The following is a 14,603-nucleotide window of genomic DNA, read 5'->3' on the forward strand; positions in this document are numbered from 1 at the left end:
GGCGGGCTAACGGCTACTTTCAGCGTCAGGCTGAGCACTCATCTGAGACGTTCGCTTGCTCCAGTATCCTGCCAGTAAAGAGCCGGAAAGATTGTGCCAGATGGAGAAAATCGTTCCGGCCACGGCTGAAGCCGGGGTAAAGAATTTCATCGCCAGAGCCGTCGCCAGACCCGAGTTCTGCAAACCGACTTCAAAGGCGACCGTACGACAAATACTCTCATTAAAGCCTAGCCCCCGGCACACCCAGTAACCCGCGGTAATACCCAAACTGTTGTGCATGATCACTGCCAGCGCCACGATAGGACCAATTGTCTGTAACTGGCCAGCATTCAGTGCCACAACGATAGCGATGATCATCACAATCGCCACCATAGAAATCAAAGGCAGGACAGGTTCCAGTTTTTCGGTAACAGAGTGGAGGAAAACGTTGATCAGCAGGCCAATCGCCACGGGCAACAGCACGATTTTAATCAGGCTGAGTAACATGCTCATCGCAGGCACATCCACACTGTGTCCCGCCAGCAGCTCGACCAGCAACGGGGTAAGTACTACGCCGAGCAGCGTCGAGATAGACGTCATGGTGATCGACAGCGCCACATCGCCTTTGGCCAGATAGCACATCACGTTGGATGAGGTACCGCCGGCCACACTGCCCACCAGCACCATACCTATAGTTAGAACCGGATCGAAACCGAGCAGCAGACTGATCAGCAGCGCCGCCAACGGCATCACGCTAAACTGCAGAATCAGCCCGACGCCAATCGCCTTTTTATTGCTGACAACATTAAGGAAATCTTTCGGTTTCAGAGTCAGGCCCATGGCCAGCATAATAATGGTCAGTAAAGGGACAATCTGGCTTTTCAGGTCGACAAATAATGCGGGAGAGAAATACGCCCATAGAGAGAACAGCACGGCCCAAAGCGGGAAGAGCTGAGTAATAATCCGTAGCATGGTGATACATTCCTGTTGTAGTTTTTAAATAGAATTGTTGTGTTTATAAAACACTCATCAAACTATCATTTAACCATCAACAAACAACCGCAAATTTAGTAGGGGCAAATCATTTTCGGCCGGGATGAGACCAATGAGTCAGTGGAATGAAACGGGTTAATAAGTCGGATTAGGCTATTGATCAGCAGATTTAAACCAAGCTATCAAACCGCAGGCATAAAAAAAGCTGGCACCAGGCCAGCTTGTTGTCCGCACTCGTGTCAGCGCTTATGCAGTGATTTCTTGCGCAGCAGGTGCTGACTCTTTTTTCTTCTCGCCGATTGGCAGTACCACACGACCGTATTCGTTGTTCAGTACTTGTGCCATTGCGAAGTACACTGCGCTCGCGCCACAGAAGATACCTTCGAAACCTGCAATCATGCCGATGAATTCATTACCGGTGAAGTCACGAATCGCCAGCAGAGCAAACAGGATAGTCAGAGAACCAAATACCACTTGCTTCGCTACCGGGTAGCACAGTGAACCGATGAACATAAAACCAGTGAAGATGCCCCACAGTGCCAGGTACCAGCCCATGAAAGAAGCCGGGCTTGCAGGCAGACCCATTTTTGGCATCACGATAAGACCAACCAGAGTCAGCCAGAACAGACCGTAAGAGGTAAACGCCGTCGTACCGAATGTATCACCACGTTTAAAGCACATGATGCCAACAATCACTTGGCTCAGACCGCCGTAAAAAATACCCATAGCCAGAATCATTGAATCCAGCGGGAAGAAACCTGCGTTATGAATATTAAGCAGAATAGTCGTCATGCCGAATCCCATCAGGCCAAGCGGTGCTGGGTTAGCTAATTTAGTAGACATCAAAGTTACCTTCAAAAATGTGAATAAAAATTGCGCGCGAATTTTAAATGCCACAAGAATAAAAGATAGATTTTATTTATGCAAACTTAGATTTCATATATATAGTTATTGAGCAACTTAAAACCAAAAGCTACAACATCAGAAAAAATAATTAAAAGTCCTTATAAAACAGAACGTTAAATTACAACCGAGTTGGAACAATTACTCAGTGCCGTACTCATAACTCGTTTCTGTATTTTCACTTACCGTCGCCTGCCTCATATACGGAACAGTGTTCTATATTATCCATAAAGATAACAGCAATGGATTGCTTATTGGCACTAACATAAATGAAGACAATTGATGATGTACTCACACAGGGTCAGAACAGTGGCGGAGGATCACTTTCTGATCTCAATGACATTGCACTGCAGCGCTGCAACACAAATACTGACAGAACAACTCACAACCTCGGTGACGATAGCCAAAAATGCAGTATGCTTAAACTCTTTGCCAAATACAGCGCGATCGGCATAGTGAATACCGTCATTCACTGGGGGATCTTTGTTCTATGTGTATACGGGTGGAACAGTAGCCAGGCAGTTGCTAACCTAACTGGCTTTATACTGACCGCCAGTTTCAGCTTTTTTGCCAACGCCCGCTTTACCTTTCAATCTCAGGCGACCGGGGCCCGCTATCTCCTGTTTCTCGGATTTATGGGCCTGCTATGTCTGGCCAACGGATGGCTGGCCGATCAACTGGTACTGCCACCAGTGCTGACCCTGGTGACCACTTCCCTGCTCAGCCTGCTGCTTGGGTTTATCTACACCAAGCAAGTTATATTTCGCCGCTGATCGGGTTGTTGTGTCACGCTGGTTACTGTCTGTTCCTAGAGCGTTAAAGCAACAAGCCCATGACAACATGGGCTTGGTCACAATCAGAATCAACCGCCAGGCTCAGAAGTGCCACTTAACCAATAACGAAGCGTTGCGCTCATTGGCATTATCGATACCAAATTTATTATTCCAGAACGAATACTCGATACCGAGATACAAAGGTGATTCCAGGCCGAGATGTTTACCGGCATTCCATTTGATTTGTGAGGTCCAATTCATCTCTGCCTTGTTAGTGTCCGAGGCGGACGACCAGTCAAGAAAACCATCCCACAGGAACTCTTCTTGCGCAATCGTCACCGGCAGACCCCAGGTCCAGGTCAGCTGCTCATCGTCATCATTATTATCGTTATCGGCTTTATAAAGGTTGATATTGAAATATTTGAAGCCGGGAACATCGAGTGAAAAGCCTACACCATATAGCAGGTTGTCAAACCCTTCCCCAGATTCCCAGGTACTCGCCAGCAGCACATCCTTAACCGGACCGAATGACAGCTCACTACCGGAAAGATTGCTCAGACTCAGGCGCGGTGAGAACTCCATGTAGTTTTCAGTGGTGCCGTCATCCCATTTGAGCCGATCCATGAAGAAAAAAGTATCGCCCCAGTTATGACCACTGGCATGTTCAAAGGTAAATACCTGGCGATCTTTATCGCCCACTTCATAGTGACTGCCGTTCAGATAAGTCAGGCTGAAATCCTGCCATTTCATTTCAGCCCAAGCCGTTGAAGTAATCATGGCACTGCACAGGCCAATCAACAAAGTTGTCGCTGCGTGTCTGGTTTTCATCAATTCGTCTTCCTTTACGTAGGTTTTTTCAATTATCCCCACCGTGCCCTGCCGCAAGCAGAATGCATCGGTTGGCATACAGATAGCAAAAACCTGACCATCTGGTTAAAAACAGAAAAACTAGATAAAAAACCAACACAATCAATAAGATAAATAAAAACCATAAACATCAAAAATAATTCATACAAAAAGTGATTGCATAACTCATGTGCACAATACGCATACCATGCTCTTAAATTGTGCAGAGAAAACAATCATCTATTGGTACGCCATCCAGATAACTATCAACATGGCACAAACGAACGCCGATGTTCAACACGGCCTGCCAGCCGATCAGCGACAGTAGTCACCAGGAAAAATCGATAAAGGTAAGAACATCGTGCATAAAAAAAGCCCATGTAAGCATGGGCCTTTTTGTCAAAACTCGATGTCAGGGAAATTCAATATCAACTAGCGTAAAATAAATTTATATAACAAATAGTTAGAAATGTGCTCGTTATCGATACCATGCGCAGAATTTTTTTGATTTTTTTCTGATCGTCGACGTTTTAGTTCGGCTTTGGCCCAGGCTGAGAATTCTTGCATATCCTGACGAAGCTTTTGTTTCTCTTTAGCGGTAAGCATTCGCGGGCTAAATGCCGTTCTATTAACCTTCTTAAGGAAAAATACTTGTTAGATGAGGTACTTTAGTTAGTCTCTCGTGGCAAAGATTTATTGAGAGCAAGGCCAATAACAAAGGCAACAGGCGAGGTTTACCTCGCCTGTTATTTACGGGCGTTAACTTGGACTTGAGTGTTATTATATTCTTTATTATTTACGGATGTTTTCCAGAAGATAATCAACTCTCTGTGGCTTTAAATGTGACTTGGCTTTTAAGCTAGGGAGCTTCTTTTCTACTTTGTCTAGGTTTGTTGCTCGACCTACTTGGATCATTCCCACCATCCCCATCATAAGATGAGGGGGACAGTAGTAGATATGAATACCTTCGGTTGCTAACTTTACAGTCGTTCTTTTATCCATTTGTGTTTGCCAACGCTTTGTACTTGCTGGTGTAATAAACGATTGTGCGTAATGACCGGAATGTTCAGGTATAAAAACCACGGTATCTCCAACCTCAGCTTGAATCACTGCAGGTTCAAATACCATTGATTCATTGCCCGCGTAATTCAACATTTTTATGGTCCATTCTTTTGCCTGAGCTTGTGAAGTGAGCATAAACAAGATAACGAACACTAGCTTAGTAAAATGGCGAAAAATGTGTTTGCTGTTGTTCCGCAACTCTAACTCTGTCATAGAGATGTTCCATCTAAATCAATCGTGAAAGTCCCATGAGGGTTAACAGGCAGATACTTCTCATAGAAATTAAGATAGTTTTTCTCAGGTTGTAGATCTTCAAATAGCCCTGGGTACAGGGATTTTGCCAAATACTGAATCATGGTGTAGTCGATGATACTTCGAGAAGCTCCTTGATAAACTCCGTGAATCCTACCATTTTTCACAGCAGGTAAAGAGCTCCATCCCGGACGCAGGGAAAAGCCCGCCAAGCGAAGTTGAGCTTGCTCATGGGAGATGCCTTCCCCCATTGTCATCGCATCTTTTTGTTTTACGTTTTCCGTACCTGCGATGAATATAACCTCTGGTTTAGATGCTATTACTTGCTCTGGATTAATCGGCCCCCACCACTCAACAAATGGTGCAGCAATATTTTCTGCTCCGGCCAAATCAAGCATTGCTCCCCACATATTTTTACCATAAGTGAAGCTATACTCTGATGGCCCTTTGTTACCAAACTCAACGTAAACACGTGGTTTAGGTCGGCCAGATTTTTTAATCCGGGATTGAATATCTTCTATCGCTGATTGATACTCGTCTGCAATCTGCTTGGATCGTGCGATTTGATTGGTAAGCTCGCCAATAACTAAAGTGCTTTTAATATGACGCTCTAAAGTTTGAGCATTGTAATCCAAAACGACCACTGGAATTCCCGCGTCTTCTAAGCGGTCTATATCAAAGCCAAGACCTTTATATTGCCAGTCTGCCAGTACAACAACATCCGGTTTTAAACTGATAACTTTTTCTATTGAGAATGTTTGTGCCTCTACCTCACCGACATCGACAATATTGTCTAAGTCTGGGCGTACTTCGACGTATTGCTTCCAACTCGCTGGTCGCCATACCTGCCAAGTATCTTTAGAAATACCTACGATATTGTCCAACGCTTTATCTGTACCGACTGCTATGTAATCTTCAGCGTAAAAGCCAAGCACAACACGTTTTGCTGGTACATTGATGTTGATTTCGCGGCCCAGTACATCTTCAATAGTTCTTATTTCAGCCTGAACTGACCATGAGATCAGACTAGTAACCACAGCAGCAATTAGTAATTTAAACTTCATACGTAAATCTCTATGTTATTAGTTTATTTAAATGTTAGATGGAGAACCATTTTTCATGCTTATAGTACACATTAATGGTGATAATACTAATTATTTTCATTTGCGTACAAAAGGCAAGCCATTCGGCTTTAAGTTGGGTAATCGCTACTCTGAACTAGCCGCATTGACGCGAACCTAAACTGGTTTTACCAGTGGTGTATCAGTACGATCCAATGTGACACGTCTTTGCCCCGAAATCATTTCGCATTTAATTCCTGACCACTTTCTTAAGTCAGTTATTGACCGACTTTTCTTGATGACAGATTATGAACCTAGTTGAACACTTGCAGCTATACAGACATGTTCTGCAATTTATGAGTGAAAGGAAGAATAAGACCTATATAACGGTATGTTGCTGCGATGCCATACAAACGATCAAGGAATCAATATACTTTTCCTAATCTGACAGAACCCTTTTAGACCATAAGGTTCAGCAAGGCTTGGTCCAGAATTACCACAGAAGATCAGTCTTCAACTCTGTGATAATGATGATCGGTTTGATGTATATGAAATGATGGCCGGGGCTCCATCATCGGCCCGTGTGTTTCTTAACTACTTACATTTGCCAAACGGCCAGCATCACAATGAACATCACTGCGAAGAAACCAAATACCTCCGCAAGATTTTGAGGATGAAGTGAGAAACCATAAAAAAGCCAGTCAGAAACTGACTGACTTTTCATTTATTTTCTAAGACCTGATTAGCTATTTATAATCAGCCCTACTCCCACTCGAATATCAACAAGCATGAAATCTAACTAAATAACAGCTAGTTAGAAATACTACCTTCGCCGATACCATCATCGATACCATGCAAAGAATTTTTTTAATTTTTTGCTGCTCGTCGACGTTTTAGTTCTGCTTTGGCCCAGGCTGAGAATTCTTGCATATCAGATCTAAGAATTGTTACTGGAATCCTACCGAAAAATTTAGTTGTGTTATGACATAACTCGCTACAAGGGCAAAAAAGTTTGCCCTTGCAATCGCAAATTATGCGTCAGCGCCGCCTAGAACTTTGTCTAGTTGCATTTCTGTCAAAACACGGTCTTGAATAGGTTGTTTGGCACCGTTAATTTCATCCACCCCCCAAACTAAGCCAACAGGTGTGCGTGTTGGGCGCTTACCAGCAGGCATGTCTGCGAGAGCTAAATAAGCATCTACGACCATTTGTGGATCAGGTGCTTGATCACTCTGCATAAATTTACCGAATTCTTCGAACATGGAGGCTGGGATGTTTGCCAATTCACCGTAGCTGTCCAGTATGTCTATACGTGATGGTTGTTGCCCTGATGCGCTTAAACCTGTTGGGAATGGACCAGGTTGTACGATGGCGACATCGATACCGAATGGCGCTACTTCGTAGCGTAAACCTTGAAGGTAGCCTTCTAAAGCATGTTTGGTTGCAGCGTAGGTAGAGAAATAAGGAGCTGAAATTTGGCCAACCATGGATGAGGTATTGATGATAAGACCAGACTTAGCGTCACGCATCGCAGGTAAAACGGCCAGAATAGTGCGCATAGCGCCATAGTAGTTGGTTTCCATCTGCTCGCGAGCTTGATCAATACTAAATGCTTCGGTAATACCAAGGTACATTACGCCAGCATTGTTTAGCAAAACATCAATTTTCCCCGCTTTATTTAGTACGCCCGCAATGGCGTTTTTGACTGATTCGTCGCTGGTAACATCCATATCAACAACTTGGATTGAATCGCTATACGCTTCCAACTCTGCTCTAACTGTAGCATTTTTACCTTCTGGACTGCGCATAGTGGCGAACACCTGGTAGCCTTTATCGGCAAAATCTTTTACTGATTTTTGACCAAAGCCACTGCTGCTTCCTGTAATCACGATGCTTTTCTTTGTTTCACTCATTTGTCTTTCCTATTTATTTGCCAATTAAGTACCATTCGGTACAATAAGAGTGAAAGAAAACCCTGTCAACTTAAAATACCAGTTGGTACAAAAATGAATTCAAATCCAGTGAAGCCTTCAAGGGGGCGACCAAAGACCTTAGATCGTGATCATGTTTTAGATATCGCAATGGATTCTTATTGGAAAGAGGACATAAGTAGTTTATCTATTAATGAAATTTGCAGAAGATCGGGTATATCGAAGCCTAGTCTTTATCGTGAATTTTCAAATGAAGATGGCTTAATGAAAGCGGTTCTTATCAAGTATCAAGAACAAATACTAAGCCCTGTACAACAGATGTTAAATAGTGACTCTCCGTTTCGAGAAGCGCTTGATAACCTTGTGTCATTTGCCACGTCAGCAAATTGTCATCATGAATCCCCAATGGGATGCCTTTTTATAAAAATGCGTGAATCGCGAATGCACTTAGGCGAAGCAACACTCGCACAAGTTGATTTTCTTGAGGAGCAAGGTTTATCTACTTTCAAAGAATGGGTAAAACGTTCAAAGGACAAAGGAGAGTTTTCTGCAGATATGTCTCCAGAGTTTGCAGCTATCTATATCGATGCGCAGCTGATTAATGCTTCGACACTGCTGGCTCATGGAGAAGATCCTCAAACTGTGAAGAAGATATTATTCGTCGCTTTCTCTATGTTGGGATGACGGTTTACGTCAGTTCAGAATTCCTGCAAAGGAGCTCATTTTTTACACCGACTGACTTTTTCCGGCATTGAGTGTCAACCGAGCCTTGTTCTCTACTCAGCTCGTAGGCCCCAATGTATTCAATGCTGCTAGCTTTGAAACAATATTGACTGCATCGGGGATTTTATCCTTGTGAGTATTTCCATAACCAATGACGAGTCCGCGATGATTGCCGTGATCTTCACTATAAAATGGAGACAGCGCATGTACCGCAATACCGAATTCCTGTGCTTTTTTAGCAATATGTGTATCATCGAGAGTTGATGGTAACTGTAATGTCAAATGCATGCCAGCAAAGCCACCAAGAATCCAATCTTCTGGAAAATGTTGAGAAAGCACAGCCCTCAGCACTTTCTGTCGCTCCCTATAAATACGCTTCATCCGACCAAGATGGCGTCCAAATTCACCAGAGGTCATAAAATTGGCCAATGCCAATTGTTCAATCTGATTACCACTTTTTAAAACCGCTGCCAGTATTGAACGAGTTTGATTTATAAGATTTTTAGGAAGAACCATAAAACCGATTTTTAACGAGGGATACATTGTTTTGCTAAACGAACCAATATAGATGACAGGCGCATTTTCTATTAATCCTTGCATACTAGAAATGGGAGAACCGAAATGCCGAAACTCGCCGTCGTAATCGTCTTCAATAATCCAAGATCCTATTTTCTGGGCATATTCAATGAGATCAAGTCGGCGCGAAACAGAGAGAACAGCACCCGTTGGATACTGATGCGCTGGTGTGGTAAATATCAATCGCGGCTGGCTGATACGAGAGAGGTTGGCAGAGCTAAATACATTAATACCTTCCTTATCGACAGGGATAGGGACCACATTTAGATCATGTTTGCTCAAAACAGATTTGGCGCCAGAGTAGCAAGGATCTTCGATCCACACCGTATCTTGTCGGTCGGTGATTAATGCAATGCAGACATCAAGAGCTTGCTGTGCACCTGCGGTGATAACGATTTGGTTTGGTTCACATTGAACTCCTCGTAAAATATGCAAATGATTGGCGATAGCCTGCTTTAACGAAGGTTCGCCTAGCGGATCGTGATTCAATAATAAATGTTGATTAAGCTGCTTAGATGCACGTTCTAACGAGCGACGCCAAGCCGTCAATGGAAAATCATTTAAGGCAGGAATTCCAGGTGCGAGTGACGCATTATTGATTTCAGTTGTGTGTTTTTTGTGTGCGAACTCATCCCACCTTGTAGCAAGGCTGACTGGTGTTCCTTTTGCTAGGTGTTTGGCAGAGCGTCTTTGTGCCGCTTGGAGACTTAAGCTAGCCACCTTAGTACCTTGCTTCTCTGCAATAATGAACCCCTCCGCTGTTAACTGTTCATAGACAAGAACGACCGTATTGCGTGATACACCAAGATCGCTAGCTAAAGCACGTGTTGAACTTAGTCTAGTACCTGCGGGTAACCGACCGGACAAAATGGCTTGCTGTAAACGCTCGACTAATTGTTTTTGCAGGGAAAGCTTTTTACCCGTGGGGGTTTTAGCTTGTGGATCGAGAACGCCTATTATATCAATCATCGTGGTACCATAAAGTTCATCTCTAGTGGTACTTTTTATCATATCACTGTTTTTCTATATTAGTTGTCGCTTGCAACAAAAAGGGAAATAAGATGACCGTTCGATTTAACGAATTTCAACAACCTATCGGCGAAGATTTAACAGAGTGGACAGAGGCTGAACTACCAGAGAAAACCGCATTTTTAGGACGATTTTGTCGTTTAGAGCGTTTAGATGTAACAAAGCACGTTGAAGCACTTTATGAAGCATTTAAAGATAGCCCCGACGCACGTCATTGGACTTACCTTCCCTATGGGCCATTTAGCTCTTGTGATGAGTACCGACAGTTTTTACTGACGATGGAAGGTCTAAGTGATCCATTCCATTATACAGTGATTGATCTCTCAACAAACGAGCCAGTTGGAACCATTGCTTTAATGCGGATGGATGTTGCGAATGGAGTAATAGAAATTGGTCATCTAGTCTATTCTCCTAGGATGCAAAGAACACCAATCTCTACGGAAGTCATGGCTATCTTATCTCAATATGTTTTCGAAGAGTTGGGGTATCGTCGCTTGGAATGGAAATGTGATGCTTTAAATGAGCCATCAAGAGCTGCTGCTCAACGTTTTGGTTTTACCTTTGAAGGCATCTTCCGCCAACTACAGGTCACTCAAGGACGAAATAGAGATACCGCTTGGTATTCACTTCTCGACTGTGAATATTCAATGCTTAAATCTGCATATCAAAATTGGCTAGCTCCACAAAACTTCGACAAGTCAGGTCAACAACTAAATAAACTGGCAGACCTCATCAACACACTTTAGTTCCATCTGAACTTAAGCATCAAGACCGTCCCCCCCAATCTGTAGTGTTCATGTTTAAGTCATCGATGCCAAAAATCCAAAAATCATCTAACGCCCATAAATGTAATGATGTTTGCGCTTCTTTTCGTCGTTAATATCATAAGGCTTTTTGAACACTTACATTCAAGCCATTTAAGTTCATGACATAATCAGACTTCGCGTAGATAAAGCTATTTCTAGTCGTTGTAATTATACAGCCACTGCCCCAAAAAATAGAAGGCCAGCATCACAATGAACATCACTGCGAAGAAACCAAATACCTCTGCAAAGTTTTGAGGAAAGCAAAAATCCATAAAAAATGCCAGTCAGTAAAACTGACTGGCATTTCATTTATTTACAAAAGGCTTTATTAGCTTATTTATGGCTAGCCCTACTCCCACTCGATCGTCGCTGGTGGCTTACCAGAGATGTCGTAAACAACGCGTGAGATGCCGTCAACTTCGTTGATGATACGGTTGGAAACCTTACCCAGGAAATCGTATGGCAGGTGCGCCCAGTGCGCGGTCATGAAGTCGATGGTTTCCACTGCACGCAGTGAGACAACCCAGTCGTACTTACGGCCGTCGCCCATTACGCCAACAGAGCGAACTGGCAGGAATACAGTGAACGCTTGCGATACTTTGTTGTACAGATCGGCGGCATGCAGTTCTTCAATGAAGATAGCGTCCGCGCGACGCAGCAGGTCACAGTACTCTTTCTTGATCTCGCCCAGTACACGTACGCCCAGACCAGGACCTGGGAACGGGTGGCGGTACAGCATTTCGTATGGCAGACCCAGTTCCAGGCCGATCTTACGAACTTCGTCTTTGAACAGCTCACGCAGCGGCTCAACCAGACCCATTTGCATGTCTTCTGGCAGACCACCTACGTTGTGGTGCGATTTGATAACGTGTGCTTTACCGGTTTTTGATGCCGCAGACTCGATAACGTCAGGGTAAATAGTGCCCTGTGCCAGCCATTTCGCGTTGGCCAGTTTCTTCGACTCTTCGTCAAATACGTCCACGAACACGTGACCGATGGTCTTACGTTTTTCTTCCGGATCAGACTTGCCTTCCAGCGCTTTCAAGAAGCGAGCTTCCGCATCAATCTTGATGATGTTCAGGCCGAATTTATCGCCGAACATATCCATCACCTGCTGACCTTCGTTCAGGCGCAGCAGACCGTTGTCTACGAATACACACGTCAGCTTGTCACCGATAGCGCGGTGAACCAACATCGCAACCACAGATGAATCAACACCGCCAGACAGGCCCAGGATCACTTCGTCGTCGCCCACTTGCTCTTTAATGCGAGCAATTGCGTCTTCGATGATTGACTCAGAAGTCCACAGACGTTCACAACCACACACACCCAGCACAAAGTTTTCCAGCATCTGCTGACCTTGTTTGGTGTGAGTTACTTCTGGGTGGAACTGTACGCCGTAGTATTTCTTCTCTTCGTTGGCCATGGCCGCGTAAGGACAAGTGTCGGTCTCACCCACTTTCACGAAGTCAGCAGGGATCTCAACGACTTTATCACCGTGGCTCATCCACACATCTTGTGTTTCAGCCAGATCTTTAAACAGCGCAGACTCGCCAGATACTTTTACCTGTGCGTAGCCAAATTCACGCTCGTTTGAGCCAGCGACTTTACCGCCCAGTTGTTCTGCCATGGTTTGCATGCCGTAACATACACCCAGTACAGGAACACCTGAGTCGAATACGTATTGAGGTGCGCGTGGCGAGTTCAGTTCAGTCACGCTTTCCGGGCCACCAGACAGGATGATACCGTCCGGATTGAATTCACGAATATCCGCTTCTTCAACGTCCCAGCTCCACAGTTCACAGTAAACACCGATTTCACGGACACGACGAGCTACCAGCTGAGTGTACTGAGAACCGAAGTCCAGGATCAGAATACGTTGGTCATGAATATTTTTAGTCATTTTGAGCAGTCTTATAAGCTAGGTTATTAAAACAGAGGCGAGTGTACCCGCCTCTTCTTAATGCTTCAAGGGAAAAGCAAACGTTTACCTCAAGGGTATAAGCAGAAAAAACATGGCCAGTTTTACACTGGCCACATCATCATCACTTAACCGCGACGGTAGTTTGGCGCTTCCTTGGTAATTTGTACGTCATGTACATGAGACTCTTGCATACCTGCACCAGAGATACGAACAAATTCAGCTTTAGTACGCATATCTTCAATCGTTGCAGAGCCAGTCAGACCCATGCTTGAACGCAGACCACCCATTTGCTGGTGAACGATCTCTTTCAGACGACCTTTGTATGCGATACGACCTTCAATGCCTTCAGGAACCAGCTTGTCTGCCGCGTTGTCGGACTGGAAGTAACGGTCAGAAGAACCCTGAGACATCGCGCCCAGAGACCCCATGCCACGGTAAGCTTTGTAAGAACGGCCGTTGTAAAGAATCACTTCGCCCGGTGCTTCTTCAGTACCCGCGAACATAGAACCAACCATTACGCAAGATGCGCCGGCCGCGATAGCTTTACAGATGTCACCCGAGAAACGGATACCGCCGTCAGCGATAACCGGGATACCGTATTGGTTCGCCACTTCTGAAGCATCTGCGATCGCGCTGATCTGAGGCACACCCACACCAGTGACAATACGAGTCGTACAGATAGAGCCAGGGCCGATACCCACTTTTACTGCGCTCACGCCAGCTTCAATCAGCGCTTTCGCGCCAGCCGCTGTTGCAACGTTACCGCCGATGATGTCCAGGTCAGGGTAAGTTGCGCGAGTATCACGGATACGTTGCAGAACACCTTCAGAGTGGCCGTGTGAAGAGTCGATCAACAGAACGTCAACCCCCGCTTCAACCAGGGCTGCAACACGTGCTTCGTTACCCGCGCCAGCACCCACAGCAGCACCAACGCGCAGACGACCACGTGCATCTTTACATGCATGTGGCTTACGCTCGGCTTTGTGGAAGTCTTTTGCGGTGATCATACCGGTCAGTTGGAAGTCGTCGTTAACAACCAGAACTTTCTCAACACGTGCTTCGTGCATTTTTTCCTGCACTTCTGCGCGGGTTGCACCTTCTTTCACTGAAGCCAGACGCTCTTTTGGAGTCATCACAACAGACACTTTCTTGTTCAGGTCGGTGACGAAACGTACGTCACGACCCGTGATGATACCTACCAGCTCGTTGCTTTCAGTGACGACCGGGAAACCGGCAAAACCGTGTTTTTCAGTCAGAGCAACCACATCAGCGATAGTCGCGTCAGGGTTGACGGTGACAGGATCCGTTACCACGCCCGCTTCGAATTTCTTCACGGTACGAACTTCAGCAGCTTGCTGCTCAATAGACATGTTCTTGTGGATAAAGCCAATGCCACCTTCCTGAGCCAGAGCGATAGCCAGACGAGCTTCCGTCACGGTATCCATCGACGCAGAAATCATTGGGATGTTCAGTTGGATGTTTTTCGTCAGCTGAGTGCGAAGATCAGCTGTATTTGGGAGAACGGTGGAGTGTGCTGGCACAAGTAGTACATCATCGAATGTCAGCGCTTCTTTGGCAATTCTTAGCATTTGCAATATCTCACAATTAATAGGAGTAAAAAGAACAATCCAAGCCTCATCGTTTCGCATAATGAGTTACAGCAGTGCTGTATTTGGATTAGATATTGCGGACGCATTATACGCCCAGAGCAATCGTTTGACCACACGTTTTTTCATTTTTTATTT

General features: G+C 44.9%; 12 protein-coding genes. 3 read left to right on the forward strand and 9 right to left on the reverse strand.

Going from position 1 to position 14,603, the window contains the following annotated elements:
* Positions 1 to 6: 6 nt before the first annotated feature.
* Both KNV97_RS14935 and KNV97_RS14940 read right to left on the reverse strand, forming a co-directional pair.
* Positions 7 to 951 (reverse strand): bile acid:sodium symporter family protein, encoded by a 945-nt coding sequence (locus KNV97_RS14935; RefSeq protein WP_218562238.1) that lies wholly within the window; start codon positions 949 to 951, stop codon positions 7 to 9.
* Positions 952 to 1,218: 267 nt separating this feature from the next.
* On the reverse strand, positions 1,219 to 1,815 hold the full coding sequence (locus KNV97_RS14940) for an acetate uptake transporter (RefSeq protein WP_218562239.1): 597 nt from the start codon (positions 1,813 to 1,815) through the stop codon (positions 1,219 to 1,221).
* A gap of 476 nt (positions 1,816 to 2,291) precedes the next feature.
* On the opposite strand from KNV97_RS14940, the gene KNV97_RS14945 reads away from it, so the two are divergent.
* Positions 2,292 to 2,648 (forward strand): GtrA family protein, encoded by a 357-nt coding sequence (locus KNV97_RS14945; protein WP_136483505.1) that lies wholly within the window; start codon positions 2,292 to 2,294, stop codon positions 2,646 to 2,648.
* A gap of 102 nt (positions 2,649 to 2,750) precedes the next feature.
* On the opposite strand, the gene KNV97_RS14950 is transcribed toward KNV97_RS14945, so the two are convergent.
* The 4 genes from KNV97_RS14950 to KNV97_RS14965 all read right to left on the reverse strand — a co-directional run bounded on the left by KNV97_RS14950 (position 2,751) and on the right by KNV97_RS14965 (position 7,782).
* Complete coding sequence (locus KNV97_RS14950) at positions 2,751 to 3,476, reverse strand: outer membrane protein OmpK (protein ID WP_218562240.1); 726 nt, start codon at positions 3,474 to 3,476, stop codon at positions 2,751 to 2,753.
* An 810-nt stretch (positions 3,477 to 4,286) separates the two neighbouring features.
* Positions 4,287 to 4,769, reverse strand: a complete 483-nt coding sequence (locus tag KNV97_RS14955) for a plastocyanin/azurin family copper-binding protein (protein ID WP_218562241.1) — start codon at positions 4,767 to 4,769, stop codon at positions 4,287 to 4,289.
* Entirely contained in the window at positions 4,766 to 5,872 is a 1,107-nt protein-coding gene (locus tag KNV97_RS14960; RefSeq protein ID WP_218562242.1) for an ABC transporter substrate-binding protein, read from the reverse strand. The genes KNV97_RS14955 and KNV97_RS14960 overlap by 4 nt, the downstream gene beginning before the upstream one ends.
* 1,028 nt (positions 5,873 to 6,900) lie before the next feature.
* Complete coding sequence (locus KNV97_RS14965; protein WP_218562243.1) at positions 6,901 to 7,782, reverse strand: SDR family oxidoreductase; 882 nt, start codon at positions 7,780 to 7,782, stop codon at positions 6,901 to 6,903.
* Between the two features lie 93 nt (positions 7,783 to 7,875).
* Here KNV97_RS14965 and KNV97_RS14970 point away from each other — a divergent pair, with 93 nt between their 5' ends.
* A complete protein-coding gene (locus tag KNV97_RS14970; RefSeq protein ID WP_218562244.1) occupies positions 7,876 to 8,484 on the forward strand; it encodes a TetR/AcrR family transcriptional regulator in 609 nt (202 codons plus the stop codon).
* Positions 8,485 to 8,580: 96 nt separating this feature from the next.
* Here KNV97_RS14970 and pdxR read toward each other — a convergent pair whose 3' ends face one another.
* Positions 8,581 to 10,068, reverse strand: coding sequence for a MocR-like pyridoxine biosynthesis transcription factor PdxR (gene pdxR, locus KNV97_RS14975; protein ID WP_218562245.1), 1,488 nt, complete (start codon positions 10,066 to 10,068; stop codon positions 8,581 to 8,583).
* A gap of 92 nt (positions 10,069 to 10,160) precedes the next feature.
* On the opposite strand from pdxR, the gene KNV97_RS14980 reads away from it, so the two are divergent.
* On the forward strand, positions 10,161 to 10,874 hold the full coding sequence (locus tag KNV97_RS14980; RefSeq protein ID WP_218562246.1) for a GNAT family N-acetyltransferase: 714 nt from the start codon (positions 10,161 to 10,163) through the stop codon (positions 10,872 to 10,874).
* Between the two features lie 409 nt (positions 10,875 to 11,283).
* On the opposite strand, the gene guaA is transcribed toward KNV97_RS14980, so the two are convergent.
* Together guaA and guaB are read right to left on the reverse strand one after the other, a co-directional pair.
* The gene (gene guaA / locus KNV97_RS14985; protein WP_136483496.1) at positions 11,284 to 12,837 is read right to left on the reverse strand and encodes a glutamine-hydrolyzing GMP synthase; all 1,554 of its coding nucleotides are present in this window, start codon (positions 12,835 to 12,837) and stop codon (positions 11,284 to 11,286) included.
* 146 nt (positions 12,838 to 12,983) lie between these two features.
* Positions 12,984 to 14,447, reverse strand: coding sequence for an IMP dehydrogenase (gene guaB, locus KNV97_RS14990; RefSeq protein WP_136483495.1), 1,464 nt, complete (start codon positions 14,445 to 14,447; stop codon positions 12,984 to 12,986).
* Between the last annotated feature and the right edge of the window lie 156 nt (positions 14,448 to 14,603).

The organism is Vibrio ostreae, from assembly GCF_019226825.1.
In the GTDB taxonomy this organism is placed as follows: domain Bacteria; phylum Pseudomonadota; class Gammaproteobacteria; order Enterobacterales; family Vibrionaceae; genus Vibrio; species Vibrio ostreae.

Coding starts and splice junctions, on each gene's coding strand:
- KNV97_RS14935 (WP_218562238.1), bottom strand. CDS start 951: ATGCTACGGATTATTACTCAGCTCTTCCCGCTTTGGGCCGTGCTGTTC.
- KNV97_RS14940 (WP_218562239.1), bottom strand. CDS start 1,815: ATGTCTACTAAATTAGCTAACCCAGCACCGCTTGGCCTGATGGGATTC.
- KNV97_RS14945 (WP_136483505.1), top strand. CDS start 2,292: ATGCTTAAACTCTTTGCCAAATACAGCGCGATCGGCATAGTGAATACC.
- KNV97_RS14950 (WP_218562240.1), bottom strand. CDS start 3,476: ATGAAAACCAGACACGCAGCGACAACTTTGTTGATTGGCCTGTGCAGT.
- KNV97_RS14955 (WP_218562241.1), bottom strand. CDS start 4,769: ATGACAGAGTTAGAGTTGCGGAACAACAGCAAACACATTTTTCGCCAT.
- KNV97_RS14960 (WP_218562242.1), bottom strand. CDS start 5,872: ATGAAGTTTAAATTACTAATTGCTGCTGTGGTTACTAGTCTGATCTCA.
- KNV97_RS14965 (WP_218562243.1), bottom strand. CDS start 7,782: ATGAGTGAAACAAAGAAAAGCATCGTGATTACAGGAAGCAGCAGTGGC.
- KNV97_RS14970 (WP_218562244.1), top strand. CDS start 7,876: ATGAATTCAAATCCAGTGAAGCCTTCAAGGGGGCGACCAAAGACCTTA.
- pdxR (WP_218562245.1), bottom strand. CDS start 10,068: ATGATTGATATAATAGGCGTTCTCGATCCACAAGCTAAAACCCCCACG.
- KNV97_RS14980 (WP_218562246.1), top strand. CDS start 10,161: ATGACCGTTCGATTTAACGAATTTCAACAACCTATCGGCGAAGATTTA.
- guaA (WP_136483496.1), bottom strand. CDS start 12,837: ATGACTAAAAATATTCATGACCAACGTATTCTGATCCTGGACTTCGGT.
- guaB (WP_136483495.1), bottom strand. CDS start 14,447: ATGCTAAGAATTGCCAAAGAAGCGCTGACATTCGATGATGTACTACTT.